Annotated in this window: 14 protein-coding genes and 1 pseudogene; 14 read left to right on the top strand and 1 reads right to left on the bottom strand. The window is 46.6% G+C overall.

Annotated features, from left to right (window positions below):
- The first annotated feature begins 265 nt into the window (after positions 1–265).
- A complete protein-coding gene (locus tag GGC63_RS25900; protein ID WP_192704783.1) occupies positions 266–1,345 on the top strand; it encodes a Gfo/Idh/MocA family protein in 1,080 nt (359 codons plus the stop codon).
- Positions 1,346–1,563: 218 nt separating this feature from the next.
- Here the strand turns inward: GGC63_RS25900 and GGC63_RS25905 are convergent, their stop codons facing one another.
- Positions 1,564–1,773 (bottom strand): hypothetical protein, encoded by a 210-nt coding sequence (locus GGC63_RS25905; protein ID WP_225948502.1) that lies wholly within the window; start codon positions 1,771–1,773, stop codon positions 1,564–1,566.
- 575 nt (positions 1,774–2,348) lie between these two features.
- Here GGC63_RS25905 and GGC63_RS25910 point away from each other — a divergent pair.
- The 13 genes and pseudogenes from GGC63_RS25910 to GGC63_RS25970 all read left to right on the top strand — a co-directional run bounded on the left by GGC63_RS25910 (position 2,349) and on the right by GGC63_RS25970 (position 14,838).
- On the top strand, positions 2,349–3,044 hold the full coding sequence (locus GGC63_RS25910; protein ID WP_192704784.1) for a response regulator transcription factor: 696 nt from the start codon (positions 2,349–2,351) through the stop codon (positions 3,042–3,044).
- Positions 3,041–4,117, top strand: coding sequence for a sensor histidine kinase (locus GGC63_RS25915; protein WP_192704785.1), 1,077 nt, complete (start codon positions 3,041–3,043; stop codon positions 4,115–4,117). The genes GGC63_RS25910 and GGC63_RS25915 overlap by 4 nt, the downstream gene beginning before the upstream one ends.
- Before the next feature lie 83 nt (positions 4,118–4,200).
- The gene (locus GGC63_RS25920; RefSeq protein WP_192704786.1) at positions 4,201–4,773 is read left to right on the top strand and encodes a YdhK family protein; all 573 of its coding nucleotides are present in this window, start codon (positions 4,201–4,203) and stop codon (positions 4,771–4,773) included.
- A 451-nt stretch (positions 4,774–5,224) separates the two neighbouring features.
- A pseudogene (gene nirB, locus GGC63_RS25925) lies at positions 5,225–7,679 on the top strand (nitrite reductase large subunit NirB).
- 11 nt (positions 7,680–7,690) lie between these two features.
- Positions 7,691–8,035: a nitrite reductase small subunit NirD gene (nirD, locus tag GGC63_RS25930; protein WP_225948503.1), complete on the top strand. Its 345-nt coding sequence runs from the start codon at positions 7,691–7,693 to the stop codon at positions 8,033–8,035.
- 156 nt (positions 8,036–8,191) lie between these two features.
- Positions 8,192–9,232 (top strand): hypothetical protein, encoded by a 1,041-nt coding sequence (locus tag GGC63_RS25935; RefSeq protein ID WP_192704787.1) that lies wholly within the window; start codon positions 8,192–8,194, stop codon positions 9,230–9,232.
- Positions 9,219–11,390 (top strand): molybdopterin oxidoreductase family protein, encoded by a 2,172-nt coding sequence (locus GGC63_RS25940; RefSeq protein ID WP_192704788.1) that lies wholly within the window; start codon positions 9,219–9,221, stop codon positions 11,388–11,390. The genes GGC63_RS25935 and GGC63_RS25940 overlap by 14 nt, the downstream gene beginning before the upstream one ends.
- Complete coding sequence (locus tag GGC63_RS25945) at positions 11,387–11,950, top strand: 4Fe-4S dicluster domain-containing protein (protein WP_192704789.1); 564 nt, start codon at positions 11,387–11,389, stop codon at positions 11,948–11,950. Before GGC63_RS25940 ends, GGC63_RS25945 begins: the two co-directional genes overlap by 4 nt.
- A 25-nt stretch (positions 11,951–11,975) precedes the next feature.
- A complete protein-coding gene (locus tag GGC63_RS25950) occupies positions 11,976–12,512 on the top strand; it encodes a Rieske 2Fe-2S domain-containing protein (protein WP_192704790.1) in 537 nt (178 codons plus the stop codon).
- Positions 12,502–12,690, top strand: a complete 189-nt coding sequence (locus tag GGC63_RS25955) for a hypothetical protein (RefSeq protein ID WP_192704791.1) — start codon at positions 12,502–12,504, stop codon at positions 12,688–12,690. Before GGC63_RS25950 ends, GGC63_RS25955 begins: the two co-directional genes overlap by 11 nt.
- Complete coding sequence (locus tag GGC63_RS25960; protein ID WP_192704792.1) at positions 12,687–14,216, top strand: MFS transporter; 1,530 nt, start codon at positions 12,687–12,689, stop codon at positions 14,214–14,216. Before GGC63_RS25955 ends, GGC63_RS25960 begins: the two co-directional genes overlap by 4 nt.
- Entirely contained in the window at positions 14,206–14,541 is a 336-nt protein-coding gene (locus GGC63_RS25965; protein WP_192704793.1) for a hypothetical protein, read from the top strand. The genes GGC63_RS25960 and GGC63_RS25965 overlap by 11 nt, the downstream gene beginning before the upstream one ends.
- Before the next feature lie 6 nt (positions 14,542–14,547).
- A complete protein-coding gene (locus GGC63_RS25970) occupies positions 14,548–14,838 on the top strand; it encodes a hypothetical protein (protein WP_192704794.1) in 291 nt (96 codons plus the stop codon).
- The last annotated feature ends 126 nt before the right edge of the window (positions 14,839–14,964 follow it).

The raw sequence follows: 14,964 nt of genomic DNA on the forward strand, positions 1-14,964 counted from the left end.
TGCTATTTGATAGGAGAAATCTTTTAAAAAAATCAATGTTCAATGAATAGGCACGAATGCAGCTTAATGGGGTGGCGATCGCCATCTCTTTTTTTATTTGGTTCTGTACAAAATTAGCAGCACTGGAAATATAATTACAAATATACGTTAATCCTTTCCCTATGTAATGTCGTAATTTATGAATGCGATTGTCTGAATGTTGAACTAATATTATCGCGGGGCTTATGCTACTTTATTATTATCTTATAGAGATGAGGTAAACGTCATGAGCAGAATATTGAAGATCGGTATTATTGGCAGCGGGGGGATTGCTGGCTCGCATGTGAAAGCATATCAAGAACTAACCGATGTAGAAATCGTTGCGGTTGCGGATGTAATACCTGGGAAGGCGAAACAGTTTATTGACTTCTGGAATATTTCATCAGCACAACCTTTTGATGACTATAGGAGGTTATTGGAATTAGATTTAGATTGCGTAAGCATCTGCACACCGAATGTAGCCCATTATCAAACCACTATCGATGCTTTGAAGGCTGGGAAGAACGTCATGCTGGAAAAGCCGATGTCTGTTACTTTAAATGAAGCGATAGAAATGGCCCAAACTGCAAAGCAAACTGGCTTCATGCTCAATATAGGCTTTCAACCCCGATATGATCCGAATATGAGAATTATTCAGGATATTGTGCAATCTGGTCAGCTCGGAAAGGTATATTATATAGAAACTGGCGGAGGCCGGAGAAGAGGCATGCCTGCGGGAACATTTATTTCCAAAGATATTGCTGGAGCAGGTGCGATTGCAGATATCGGCTGTTATTCCCTCGATATGGCATTGAATGCGATGGGTTATCCTAAACCGGTTACAGTTTCCGCAAGCAGCAGTAATTATTTTGGAACCAATCCCCGCTATCATAAGGAAGCGAGCCGTTTCGATGTAGAGGACTTCGGTGTTGCTATGATACGTTTTGAAAATGATCTCGTACTGAATTTTAAAATATCTTGGGCTATGCATATGGATACTCTGGGTCCAACTTTATTCTTGGGGACAGAGGGCGGACTGAAAGTTACGCCTGCCGGTAAAGGTCCATGGAGTGGTGTATTTGATGGAAGCGTAGGTGCCATATCCTATTTCCATGATGTTAGAGGGCAACATGTTGAGAGTCAGATTCCGGTAATAGAACATAATAAAAATTTGTTTCACGAAAAAGTTCGTGATTTTGTTCATGCGGTATTAGAAGGCAGACCGGCGCCTATACCTGGAGAGCAAATTGTACGAAATCAAGCCATTATTGACGGTATTATACGATCATCCTTACTGAAGCGGGAAGTAACCATTGATCTTGAATAAATTGCTCTTGTATGTTGCTGCAGCCAGCTTCTAAAAACTTGAAAAGCCTTCAATCTAGAGAAATGGCAGATATGGTTTCGTTAATTTAACGAAAGTAGCTGGCACGAATGAGCTGCACCCCAACTGTTAGATGGTGTCTAACAATGGGGGTGCAGTTTTTCACTGATTAAGGTCGGTAACGGTTCCTTGGCTTTTCCGCCTGCTGACGTGTTCTGGACTTACATTCCTTCTGCTGCGGCTATCCCTTTGTAACGATGTGCAAGTGCTTTATGATAGTATTCGCATTCGGCATATTTATAAAATAGTTCAGGATTACCGGCACATGCCATTTTCATTCTCTCACAGTGTTCTGCCATCACAAAATGCCGCCCTGCTTGATGTAATGGATTATGGTACGCATAGATATCACGGGTCATAGTTGCTGACAAAATAAACACTCCTTTTTTTTAGATGCAAATATTAGGCCATATTACAATATGATAAAAGCCCGTAAACGGCACATGATAAACGCCTAAGGAATGTGGAGATCATTAGTTTCAACCGCTTCTGGATGCCGGTATTGATATGTATCAGCTCAGCTAATCTCTCTTGTATATGTTGTTGGTCAACACCCCAAACTCAGCTAACAATTGCTTCTGCTCTAGAGATTCATCCCCAGTCAATAACATGTCCAGCATACATGGATTGATGATTTCACGTGGTGAAATTCAATTAGTAATCCAGACGGTCAATCTTCCATTTGTACAAAGTGTTGACAGACCGATTCGGGTGTACGATAGCCTCGCGGAACACCAATTGGTTCTAGCTCTTTGATCACTTCCGCCAGCATAGGGTAGATAATACAACCATTTCTTTGTCATACTCTTCCGGGCCTTGTCTACCCTAGGGGGGTATAGTATTATGTTTCTGTAAAGGATAATTTATTTTCGCGACTCAACCGAATTGAAGGTCAATGCTGAATTAGTGAAGCGGTTGCCAGTCAAGATTAGCTGGGGGGTTGTTTATGAAAACAATATTAATGGTAGATGATGAAGAAAAAATTTGTGAGGTCGTAATATCTTATTTGCAAAAGGAAGGATTTCAAACCTTAGAGGCGGATACGGGAAATAAAGCCCTCAATTTAGTGCGTGGCGGAAATATTGATCTTGTTATCTTGGATCTCATGCTTCCGGATCTTTCAGGCGAAGAAATATGCAAGGCGATGCGGCAGTTCTCAACGATTCCGGTTATCATGCTGACTGCCAAGGTAGCAGAAGATGACCGTGTACAAGGCTTATCGCTGGGTGCCGACGATTATGTGTTAAAACCGTTTAGCCCACGCGAATTAATAGCCAGGGTAAAGGCTAATCTTCGCCGCGCGCATGACGATACTTTACTGGCCGAATCCATCTCATTTAAGGACGGGGATCTAGCTATCCACCCATTAAAACATGAAGTATTTAAAAACGGCAGCCTCATATCTCTAACGCCAAACGAATATAAATTACTGCAGACTTTTGCAAGACACCCGGGCAGAACCTTTACGCGAGAAGAACTTGTTGAAAAGGTGCTTGGATACGATTTCGAGGGTGATGTTCGCGCAATTGATCAACATGTCAAAAATCTCCGACACAAGATTGAGTCCGACCCTAAAAATCCAGAATACGTAATTACTGTTTTTGCGGTAGGTTATCGTTTTGATGGAGGAAAACCTGCATGAGAGGGCTGTATGCACGTATCGCTATTGCATGCATTGGCATCGCTTCCGGGGTTCTGATCATATCGACAATTACGTTTATCCTTGAAACCCACTACCACCTTACATTGTATCAGTATCAATCGCAAGATACGAATATGACTTCATCCACAGCGTTCGATACGCATTTTGAACAAGCACTCGTTCAATCGGTTCTGTGGACAGCGATACTCGGCGTTGTTCTTGCAATTGTAATCAGCCTCTTCGTCGCAAAGCGAATTACAGCGCCACTTATTCAGATGAAAAGTGTGGCTGAACGGATAGCCCAAGGTGAGCTTACTTCCCGTACGGAAATAAACGGTAAGGATGAATTAGCCGACCTTGGCCATTCGCTCAACTATCTAGCCGAGCAGCTCCTTCTACAGGAACAGCTGCGTAAAACGATGACGGCCGATGTTGCCCATGAGTTAAGAACTCCGCTTGCAACACTTAAAAGCCATATGGAAGCTATGATCGAAGGGGTTTGGGAACCAACACTTAAGCGGTTATCATCCTGTTTTGAAGAGATTGAACGACTTCGATTCTTAGTTGGGGATTTGGAGCAACTGACGGAAGTGGAGTCTCCCAATTTTAAGCTGGATATCAAAAAGGAGGATATCAACTCCATTGTTCAACATTATATTGATACTAGCCAAGCCGCTTTTGAAAAAAAGGGAGTCAGGCTTTTATTCCACGATCAAGGACATGCCTATGCTGCTATAGATAGATTGCGCTTTGGGCAAATTATGGTTAATCTCCTAAGCAATGCCTTGAAATTTACACCTGAGAGAGGAAAGGTTACTGTTGCGGTAACGGAGCAAGTTCATGTGGTGTGTATTTCGGTGTCGGATACCGGGATTGGGATTGATGATAAAGAACTCTTGTTTGTCTTTGAACGTTTTTACCGTGCCGACAAGTCTCGAGACCGTAAATCCGGCGGTAGCGGCATTGGGCTAACGATTGTGAAAAAGTTAGTTGAGGCACATGGAGGAACAATCGAAATCCGAAGTCGTACAGGGACAGGAACTACGGTCGAGTTTCGTTTACCTAAATCATAATGATCTTTCTCACAGGATCTACACAACTGTTTATTACAATATTATTGAGAAAAAATCATCGCCTGTGAAAGGGGGTTAATGTAATGAGAAAAAAGATAGCTTTACTCGGTGCTGCTGTGATACTGGCTGTTGCTCTTAGTGCTTGCGGTAAAAGTTCGGATCAAGGACAAGCTGCAAACAACAGTCAAAAAGGAACGAATATGAATCATTCAGGAATGGACATGGAACACTCATCCTCAGACAAGCTTCCTGAAGGGCTTAAAGAAGCTAAAAATCCGAAGTTTAAGGTGGGAAGTCAAGCGGTCATACTTGACGACCATATGCCGGGTATGAAGGGTGCAACCGCAACCATTGTTGGAGCATATGATACTACGGTTTACACCGTTTCGTACGTTCCGACAACAGGCGGGGAAAAGGTTACGAATCATAAGTGGGTTGTTCAAGAGGAAATTAAGAATGCGGGTGACAAGCCATTTTCCAAAGGCGCGGAAGTAACGTTAATGGCTGATCATATGAAAGGCATGAATGGAGCTAAGGCAACGATTGATTCTGCGCAGCAAACAATTGTCTATGTGGTGGATTATACGCCAACAACCGGTGGCGCCCCAGTTAAAAACCATAAATGGGTTACTGAAAGTGAGCTTTCCAATAAATAAAGTTAGGATTATCCAATTTAACGAAGCAGCTCATATCCGATGGGCTGCTTTTTTGAGCATCGAATAAGTTTGAAGGAGGTCAGTGTGAAAAAGCGGCTAAATTTATGACTTGGATTCATTAGCGCACAACATGTTGAAGGGCAATTTAAAGTTGACTAAAAACAACAATGACAATATTCCTGATCATCATAGTCCTGTACGGCATCTGCACAGCGGAGTACATATTAATCTTCAGAGATACCCTCAGACAAGGCTAAATCAGCGTCAATTGGAGTTACATATTTTGTTGTGAGCCCTTCTAAAGCTGTGTCTACCGGTTCGTGCAGTATACTTCAGTAAGTTCTCGCACTATATGTGATATTATTCACATACTTTCGAACCAATTTTTATTATTATTGAGGCATTAAGAGTAAAGTGATTCAAACAGCTTTGCAAGGAGGAATAATTCACAATGATAAATCTGGATGATCAACGTGAGAAGCTCGTGCTGATTGGCAATGGCATGGCGGGAATCAACACGATTGAGCAAATACTGAAGCTGGCGCCGGAAAAATATGAGATTACGGTCATCGGCAAGGAACCGCATCCCAACTATAACCGGATCCAATTGTCCTATCTATTGGAAGGGAGCAAGACCTTCGAAGAAATTATTTTGAATGATTATGCTTGGTATGAGAAGCACAGGATTCAGCTGTACACAGGAGTGCAGGTGGAGAGGATAAATCTGACCGCCAAGCAAGTGCAGGCAAGCGACGGGATCTTGCATTCATATGACAAGTTGATTATCGCGACTGGGTCTAATCCCATGATGCTGCCGATTCCCGGAATAGATAAGCAAGGGATCGTCAGTTTTCGGGACGTGCAGGACTGTGAACGAATGACTAGCGCATCGCAGACATGGAACAAAGCTGCGGTGATCGGCGGAGGCTTGCTTGGGCTTGAGGCGGCAAAGGGTCTTCTGAAGCTTGGTATGGAGGTAACGGTGGTTCATTTGTTCCCGGATTTGATGGAGCGTCAGCTAGACCCGGCCGCCTCGGCCATGCTGAAGGCGGAGCTGGAGGAGCAGGGCATCAGGTTTTTATTAAATAAGAAAACGACGGCCATTTGCGGGGGAACGCGTGTCGAAAGCCTGCAATTTGAAGACGGCTCATCGCTGGAGACGGATTTTCTGGTCATGGCGGTTGGCATCACGCCTGAAATTTCGCTCGCTCGTGGCTGCGGCATAGAGACAGCCAAAGGTATTATCGTGGATGATTATATGCGGACTAGCGCGGAGGGGGTATTTGCAGTTGGCGAGTGTACTCAGCACCGGGGCATCAGCTACGGACTTGTAGCCCCGCTATTTGAACAAGGCGCAGTATTAGCGAAGCATCTTTGCGGCCTTCACGTAGAGCCTTACCAAGGCTCGGTGATTTCTACCAAGCTGAAAATATCCGGCGTTGATGTATTCTCAGCAGGGGAGTTTCAGGATACCCCCGGTCTCGATGTGATCCGCATGCAGGACCAATGGAAAAAGACATACAAAAAAGTGCTGCTGCGTGACAATCGAATCGTGGGCTGCGTGCTATTCGGAGATATTTCGGATTCCGCTCAGCTGTTCAAATGGGTCAAGGCTCACGAGCCGATGACAAGAGAGATTCACGAGCAGCTTGTAGGTTCCACGCATGTTGAAGGCACTGATTCGCTGGCTTTCGTATCTGCGATGCCATCCGATGAGATTGTTTGCGGATGCAACGGGGTTACTAAAGGCATGATCGTCCAAGCGATTACCGATCATGGCCTTAGCACTGTAGAGGAAATTAAAAGATGCACGGGTGCCAGCCGTTCCTGCGGGGGCTGCAAACCGATGGTCGAGCAAATCCTCACTCTCACGCTGGGGGATCAATATAAAGGCAGCGGAAACGCAGTCGAGACGGTCTGCAGCTGTACCTCCCACAGCAGGGAGGATGTGATTGCCGCCATCCGGGAGAAGCGGTTGACTCACGTGCGAGAAGTGATGAATGTGCTGGAATGGCACAATCCGGAAGGCTGCACGAAGTGCAGGCCGGCGATCAACTATTATATCGGCATGGTGTGGCCGGAGGCTTTTGAAGATGAGAAGGATTCGCGGTTTGTTAATGAAAGATTGCATGCGAATATTCAAAAGGACGGCACATACTCGGTTCACATACTCGGTTGTACCCCGCATGTATGGTGGTGTCACGACGCCGGAGCAGCTTCGCAAAATAGCTGATGTCGCCGATAAATTTGATGTAAAAATGGTCAAGGTCACAGGAGGACAGCGGCTGGATCTATTAGGTGTGAAGAAGGAAGATCTCCCTAAAGTATGGGAGGAACTCGGCATGCCTTCGGGATATGCGTACGCTAAGGCAATCCGTACGGTGAAAACGTGCGTAGGCTCCACATTTTGCCGGTTCGGCACGCAGGATTCGATCAGCATGGGGATTCTGCTCGAGAAGAAATTCGAGCGGCTGTGGATGCCTGCCAAGTTCAAGATGGCCGTCAACGGCTGCCCCCGCAACTGCGCTGAGGCGGAGATAAAGGACTTTGGCATCATCGGCAACGACGGAGGCTGGGAGATCTATGTCGGCGGCAACGGCGGAGTGAAGTTAAGAGCAGCGGACTTATTATGCAAGGTTAAGACGGACGAAGAGTTGATCGAGATAGCAGGGGCGTTCATTCAATTTTATCGGGAAACCGGAAAGTACGGAGAGCGGACTTCGGATTGGATTGAAAGACTCGGCTTGTCTGCGATTGTACAAGAGATCATCGAGAACAAGGACCGTCGTAAAGAGCTTGTGGCCAGCATCGAGTTAGCGTTGCAAGGGCTGCACGATCCTTGGAGCGAGGTTATAAATAATGAAGAATTGCAGCATCAATTGTACGAACATGTACAGGTGAAATGAGGGAGGATGCAATGGAGAATATGACAGTTAAAGCGAATAGAATCTATTATCCAGTGGGGAATCTCGCTGATTTCCCGCTGCATTTGGGGAAAGCCGTTAACATAGAGGGTCAAGCCGAGATTGCTATATTTCGCCTGTCCGAGCGTACGGTTTACGCTTTGGAGAATAGGACCGGGCATAAAAAGGGAGGCCCGCTTGCAGAAGGCCTTGTCAGCGGTGAGTATGTGTATTGTCCGCTTCGCGACTGTAAAATCAGCCTGCGGACGGGGGAGGTTCAGCTTCCGGATACAGGGAATGTGAGAACGTTTCCTGTATGCTTGGAAGGCGATACCATTCTTGTCGGCATCGAGCCTTAAGCCGAATATTTGAATATAGCCCCGCGGTTTTTCAGCGGGGTTTTTAACTGCAGTTCAATAATAGGATACGTGCAGTGATTTTTCTTACAGAGTGAAACCGTCCGCTCGTGCTTAAATACAAACATAAGATCAAGAAGCGAGGGAGCAATGATAACCATGGATCGTGCATTCGCGTCAAAATTCGCCAAATGTGTCTTTCTCACCGTTTGCGGCTTAATCATTCTGATGGGTATCGGATCTAGAATGTTCACCCACATTGATATGGCTTTGTATGGGTATATGGTAGGTACTGTTGTTTTCGTCTGCGGCTTCTTTTACCGCTTTATTGCTTGGGGAGAACGCCCGCCGACTAAGATCATTCTGAAGAAAGGAATCAAGCTGCTGTTCCGAAAAAGCACACCGCAGACAACCACGGAGCATCTGCTTACATACCGGTTTATTTGGAACCGCGGCTGGTACCGCTGGACACAGCACGTTCTGCTAGGCTGGGGCTGCATTTTATCAGCATTCGTGACGTTTCCCCTCGTATTTGGCTGGATGTACTTCACGATGAGTGAGAACGGAACATACACCATTGTTGGCTTCGGTATTAATATTATGAAGATTAAAGCGGACGGCATGCTCGGATTTTTGTTCTATAACGCATTGAATATCACAGCTTTCATGGTCATCGGCGGCGTGTGTATGGCTCTGTACCGTAGAATCAAAAATATGCAGGCTCGTGCCGAGCAGACACTGATCTACGACTTTCTTCCGCTGTATATGCTGCTTTTCGTAAGTATTACGGGGCTGCTGCTAACTTTCTGCAATATCTTCCTGCACGGATATGGACATCCGGTTCTGACGCTGATTCATCAATGGTCTGTCATCGTGACACTGATTTATATTCCTTTTGGAAAATTAGCGCATATCCCTTTCCGCCCGATGAGCGTGTTTGCCAGAAACTATCGTGAGCATTATACCGAGCAAGCTGTAAAAAGCTGCAAGGTTTGCGGAAATGCTTTTGTATCGGTTGAGCAATCTAACGATGTCATCAACGTGCTGAAAGTAAACGAGATTGAATTCAAGTCAGAAGAGGGCTATCACTTGGCTGAGCTGTGCTTGCCTTGCCGCCGTAAATATAGAATATCTCGTTTTACCGGAATACCAACGCATCAGATTCGCGTGAAGGAGGCTAACCAGAATGCAAAAGGATAAATTTTTTAAAGTCATCGCAAATAAACAGCATCCTAACGAAGAATTGGTGCCGACCCATTGCTCCTATTGCGGCATGCAGTGCGGGATGAACCTTCGAGTAGATAAATCAAACAATAAAATTATCGGCGTTGAGCCGCGATACGATTGGCCTGTTACACTGGGCAAAATGTGTCCGAAAGGCGTAACTGCCTATCAGCAAACGAATCACAAGGATCGGCTGCTTCGGCCGCTGATCCGGGACGATGCTAGTCTCAAAGGAACAAAGGAAGGCTTCCGTGAAGCCAGCTGGGAAGAAGCTTATGCACTAATCGTGAAAAAGTTCCAAGAGCTCCAGGGCTCATACGGCAAAGATACGCTCTCTGTGTTCAGCGGCGTCTCCATGACGAATGAGAAATGTTATCTGACCGGCAAGTTCGCCCGTGTCGCGCTGCAAACCCGCTACATTGATTATAATGGACGATTCTGTATGTCTAGTGCAGCGGCTGGATTTCTTCGCAGCTTCGGAGTAGACCGAGGATCCACGCTGCCTTGGACGGATCTGCATGAAACAGATTGCTTGTTTATCGCCGGAAGCAATACAGCCGAATGCCACCCGACATCCATGTTTCGGGTTTGGGAAGTGCAAAATCGCGGCGGCTATTTGATCGTAGCCGATCCACGCGAAACACCGATTGCCCGCCGGTCAGACATTCATCTGGATCTGCGGCCCGGCACGGATCTGGCGCTGGCTAACTGCATGGTCAACCTGCTTATTCAAAACGGTCACGTTGACGCTGAATTTGTAGCTAATCACACGAATGGGCTTGAAGACATGAAAGAGGTTGTGAAAGAATTCACTCCTGAATATACAAGTGTAATCACAGGCGTTGCGCCTGAGAAGCTCATTCGCGCAGCTGAAATATACGGTAAGGCGCCTAATGCGATTGTGATGTTTGCCCGAGGGATTGAACAGCAGTACAAGGGAGCGGACAATGTCTCCGCGTATACGAATATGTGTCTGGTCACTGGCAAAATTGGCCGTCCGAAGTCCGGCGTTGCTACATTTACCGGACAAGGAAACGGTCAAGGCGGACGAGAGCACGGACAAAAGTCCGATCTGCTTCCCGGTTACCGCAAGCTGACCAATCCGAAGCATGTAGAAGAAGTATGCAAAGTGTGGGGGATTACTCCGGAAGAAATGCCTCAACCAGGCGTATCGGCTTATGAAATGTTTGAGCTGATGGAGCAGAAGACCATTCGCGGTCTGTACCTGCTCTGTTCAAATCCGGCTGTTTCTGCGCCGAACCAAAATTTTGTCCGTGAGGCGCTTAAGAAGCTGGACTTTATGGTTTGCTCTGATATCTATTTATCAGAATCCGCCGAGTTCGCCGATGTTGTGCTCCCTTCCGTTACTTGGTCTGAGGATGAAGGTACGGTAACGAATTTGGAAGGCCGGATCATTAAAATCAATAAAGCACAGGAGCCTATCGGCGAGTCGAAGCCTGATTGGCTGATCGAGGTAGAGTTGGCCGAACGGCTTGGCAGGGGGCAGTATTTCCGCCATCTGAAGACTGCCAGAGATGTAGCTGGCGAATTTCGTCTTGCTTCAAAAGGCGGCTATGCCGATTATTACGGAGCGACATGGGAGAAGATCGAGAAGCAGGATGGCGTCTTTTGGCCATGCCGCAGTGAGGAAGATTCAGGCACGCCGCATATGTTCCTGGATCACAAGTTCTATCACGCAGACGGCAAAGCCAAGCTGTGCGCGCTCCCTTACAGGCCGCCAGCCGAGGAGCCTTGTGAAAAGTATCCGCTCCGCTTAACGACTGGCCGGGTCGTGTATCACTATTTGTCAGGCAATCAAACGAGAAGAATTCCGTTTCTGCGGGATATGTGCCCGGAGCCATACGTTGAGGTGCACCCTGAAACGGCTGCCAAATATAACATTCAACATGAAGAAAGCGTTCGTTTGTATACTCGTCGCGGGGAGGCATTTTACAAGGTCAAAATCATCGAAGCGATTCGCAAGGATACCGTATTCGTTCCTTATCACTTCGGTCATGAACAGTCCATTAATCTGCTTACGATTCCAGCGCTGGATCCAATGTCCAGAATGCCTGAATTTAAAGCTTGTGCGGCCCAGATTGAGAAGCAGCCGGAGGGGATGAGCATCCGATGAAACAGTATCTGTATATTGAAATGGACCACTGCATCGGCTGCCGCAGCTGCCTGGCTGCTTGTACGCAATGCGGAGGGCATGATGAAAGGAACCGGAACTACGTATATGACGTGAATCCGCTGGTCACGCGGCAAACGATTCCGCTCATGTGCCTGCACTGCGTTAACCCTGCGTGTGCCCGAAGCTGTCCGGCTCAAGCAATCCAGATTACAGAAGAGGGCGCGGTGCTCTCAGCTCTGGTTGAGAAATGCATCGGCTGCCAGAACTGCACAATCGCCTGTCCCTATGGAATCCCCAAATTCGATGAAGAACAGAACCTGATGTATAAGTGTGATTTGTGCTTTGACCGTACCAAGGAGGGCATCCCGCCGATGTGCGCATCAGTTTGCCCGACGAATACCCTGCAGTGGCTGACTGAAGAAGAGCTTGCTGCAAAGAAATCACAGCATCAGTTGGGCAAATGGACGGCAAGCCGCCAGCCAATCGACCCGCTTGAAGGGGAAACAAATGTAAAGATCAGCCTTCCGGGCATTCTGCAAGGAAAGCAAAAATTGTTCTAATCCACATGTAATGGAGTGAACCTATATGGAACAAGACAAAAAGCGTGATAATAACCATAGTCCGTTTAATGAGGATAACTATACGCATAACATACATAAAAATAACGAAAGAAAGCTGGATCGGCGCGGATTTATGAAGACGCTGGCCGGGGCTGCGGGGGTTTTCGCCGTATCTACACTTCCCTGGGGAGCATTGGCGGCAAAAGAATTGACAGGTTTAAAGAAGAAAGCTTACCCCGAGCTAAAAATCACCGATATTAGCTTGCTGAAGGTCGGCGACGCTGTGGAATTCGCTTATCCGGGAGAGCATGATTCAGCGCTGCTCATCCGACTTGGCGAGGATGAATATAAAGCCTATCAGAATGCATGTACTCATCTGAAATGTCCCGTGTTCTGGAGCAAGGAACAGGACGAAATGGTATGTCCGTGCCACCATGGGATATTTGATGCCAGAACAGGGGCTCCAACCGCCGGCCCGCCAAGAAGACCGCTGCCTGAAGTCCTGCTGAAGAAGGATCAAGGCGCGATTTACGCGATAGGAGTGAAGCGCTATGAAGCGTAGCTATGCAGGGGTGCTTCTACTATGTGCAGTTCTGTTTCTGAATATTATCTGCACCCAGAAAGCAGTCAACGCGTACTATTTCGAACAATATCGTACGGTTATTATCTATGCAGCATGCAACATCCTGTTGTTTCCATTGGCTTTATGGATCTACCGTCGGGAGCGTGATACTCAATGAATGCAATCAAAAAAATGCAGCTGCCGCTGCAAACCGTTAGCTTGGTGCTTGGCTTCATGGTATGGGTGATTCTCTCTTCATTAATGCCGTTTATTAAGGAATCGATCAAGCTGACTCCTTCCCAGCTCACGTGGGTTACGGCCATTCCTGTCTTGTTCGGCTCAGTAATGAGGGTGCCTGTAGGGTACTGGACGAATCGGTACGGTGCCAGAAAACTTTTTACGATCAGCTTCATTCTCCTATTGGCGCCTGTATATTGGGTAAGTCAAGCAGATTCCTTCATGGATCTGATTATCGGCGGCTTTTTCTTGGGGATTGGCGGAGCTGTGTTCTCTGTTGGGGTAACCTCTCTGCCCAAATATTATCCGAAAGAACGCCATGGCTTTGTTAACGGAATCTATGGGGTCGGTAATTTGGGTACAGCGATTTCGACATTCGGAGCGCCAATCGTTGCGAACCATCTGGGATGGTCAAAAACTGTCATGTTGTACAGCATCCTTCTTGTTGTGATGGCTGCTTTGAACTTTTTTGCGGGAGACCGTAGGGAACCTCCTGTGAAGACCGCCCTTGTGGAGCAGATTAAAGGGGTTTCGGGGAATTCCAAGCTATGGTTTTTATGTTTATTTTATTTTCTTACCTTCGGCTCTTTCGTAGCCTTTACGGTTTATTTACCTAACTTTATGGTCAGCAGTTTTCATCTTACCAAGGTTGATGCAGGCATGCGCACGGCGGGATTTATCGTTCTTGCCACGCTTATGAGGCCTGTTGGGGGATATCTTGGAGATAAATTGAATCCTTTCAAAATTCTTATGTTTCTTTTCGCTGGGCTGACGGTGGCCGGAATTCTGCTTTCCTTCGCTCCGTCCATGACATGGTATACGGTAGGCTGTTTGACAATCGCATTGTGCGCCGGAACAGGTAACGGAACGATTTTCAAGCTGGTGCCCATGTATTTCTCAAAACAAGCCGGTATTGCTAACGGTATCATATCGGCGATTGGCGGGTTAGGCGGATTTTTTCCACCATTGATGCTAACATTCCTGTATAAACTCACAGGTCACTACGCCATAGGTTTTATGGCTTTATCGCAGGTGGCTTTAGCAAGCTTAATTCTCATTGTATGGATGTTCTATCAGGAGGCGCTGGGACTATCGTCCAAAATTATTGAAAATACGGTAGAAGGCATCATGGTTACCGATACAAGCGGTAATATTCGATCGATCAATGCGGCATTTACCCAGCTTACGGGTTACGAAGCCGTTGAAGTCATCGGTAAAACACCCAGTTTGTTGAAATCTGGCAAACAGGACCGCGGATTCTACAACGCAATGTGGGATCAGATTCGCAGTCAGGGTTTTTGGCAGGGTGAAATCTGGAATCGTAAAAAGAACGGAGAAATCTATCTGGAGTGGCTCACCATTAGCGGGGTCAAGAATGACGCAGGGGATATCGTCTATTATGCCGGTATGTTCAGCGATATTACCAAACAAAGGGGACTTAAGCAGGAAGGAAGATATGATGGCTAGCGAATTTGCATTGGATTTGTGTTTCATTCGCGAGCATGCGCAGCCTCCGTTTAAGACGGTGCTTGACCAGCAGCTGCGGGAACTCTTTGTCGGGCGGGGAAGCTGGTATATCGATTACCGGGAAGAAGACTTACTTGATATTGCTGTCGCTGAAGTGAAGGGGCTCGGGATCTGGGAGTCTGAAGATGACCTGCTCTGTTATATCGAAGATTTTATCGAGAAAGACGGGGATTCTGCACCCAATTCTTGGCAACATTTGCAGGGTTATCAAGTGAAGGTCACGCCAAAAGTGGATGCGGGATGCTGCCGTGTAAAGACGAGGTGAACGTGGATGAAGTGGGATGAAAAGCTATCATGCTGGATAGGCTCACAGATCGAGGTGCATATTGAGGATCAAGCTGGTCTTGATCCTGTAGCGCATCCTAAAAAAATGACACTTGTCAAATTAAAAATGACCGATAATGAGGAATACCTGAAAATTTATATGAATGAACATCAATTTCTTGCCATTCCCATCAAGGGGGAAGCATTGACCAGCCTTGTCACAACCGATCATGGCGCTGTGCTTTGTTCCTCCGATTTGGGTGCTCAGCTTGTATATAAAGTGCATTTCGGCCAATAGGTCTTCTATACACAGAAGCAAAAAACGAGATAAGGACAATGGACGCCACCGTGTTGTTTGCATTCCTCATTATCATAAGAGTGTCCCTTACCTGGTACCACAGAAAATCATCGTCCTCTCCAATCA

The sequence above is a fragment of the Paenibacillus sp. OAS669 genome (assembly GCF_014873645.1).
In the GTDB taxonomy this organism is placed as follows: domain Bacteria; phylum Bacillota; class Bacilli; order Paenibacillales; family NBRC-103111; genus Paenibacillus_S; species Paenibacillus_S vulneris.

What these genes read in the sequence shown, in the direction of transcription:
- GGC63_RS25910 (WP_192704784.1), top strand. Translation starts at nt 2,349, where the DNA reads ATGAAAACAATATTAATGGTAGATGATGAAGAAAAAATTTGTGAGGTC.
- GGC63_RS25955 (WP_192704791.1), top strand. Translation starts at nt 12,502, where the DNA reads ATGAAGCGTAGCTATGCAGGGGTGCTTCTACTATGTGCAGTTCTGTTT.
- GGC63_RS25960 (WP_192704792.1), top strand. Translation starts at nt 12,687, where the DNA reads ATGAATGCAATCAAAAAAATGCAGCTGCCGCTGCAAACCGTTAGCTTG.
- GGC63_RS25920 (WP_192704786.1), top strand. Translation starts at nt 4,201, where the DNA reads ATGAGAAAAAAGATAGCTTTACTCGGTGCTGCTGTGATACTGGCTGTT.
- GGC63_RS25950 (WP_192704790.1), top strand. Translation starts at nt 11,976, where the DNA reads ATGGAACAAGACAAAAAGCGTGATAATAACCATAGTCCGTTTAATGAG.
- GGC63_RS25935 (WP_192704787.1), top strand. Translation starts at nt 8,192, where the DNA reads ATGGATCGTGCATTCGCGTCAAAATTCGCCAAATGTGTCTTTCTCACC.
- GGC63_RS25945 (WP_192704789.1), top strand. Translation starts at nt 11,387, where the DNA reads ATGAAACAGTATCTGTATATTGAAATGGACCACTGCATCGGCTGCCGC.
- GGC63_RS25970 (WP_192704794.1), top strand. Translation starts at nt 14,548, where the DNA reads ATGAAGTGGGATGAAAAGCTATCATGCTGGATAGGCTCACAGATCGAG.
- GGC63_RS25940 (WP_192704788.1), top strand. Translation starts at nt 9,219, where the DNA reads ATGCAAAAGGATAAATTTTTTAAAGTCATCGCAAATAAACAGCATCCT.
- GGC63_RS25915 (WP_192704785.1), top strand. Translation starts at nt 3,041, where the DNA reads ATGAGAGGGCTGTATGCACGTATCGCTATTGCATGCATTGGCATCGCT.
- GGC63_RS25900 (WP_192704783.1), top strand. Translation starts at nt 266, where the DNA reads ATGAGCAGAATATTGAAGATCGGTATTATTGGCAGCGGGGGGATTGCT.
- nirD (WP_225948503.1), top strand. Translation starts at nt 7,691, where the DNA reads ATGGAGAATATGACAGTTAAAGCGAATAGAATCTATTATCCAGTGGGG.
- GGC63_RS25965 (WP_192704793.1), top strand. Translation starts at nt 14,206, where the DNA reads ATGATGGCTAGCGAATTTGCATTGGATTTGTGTTTCATTCGCGAGCAT.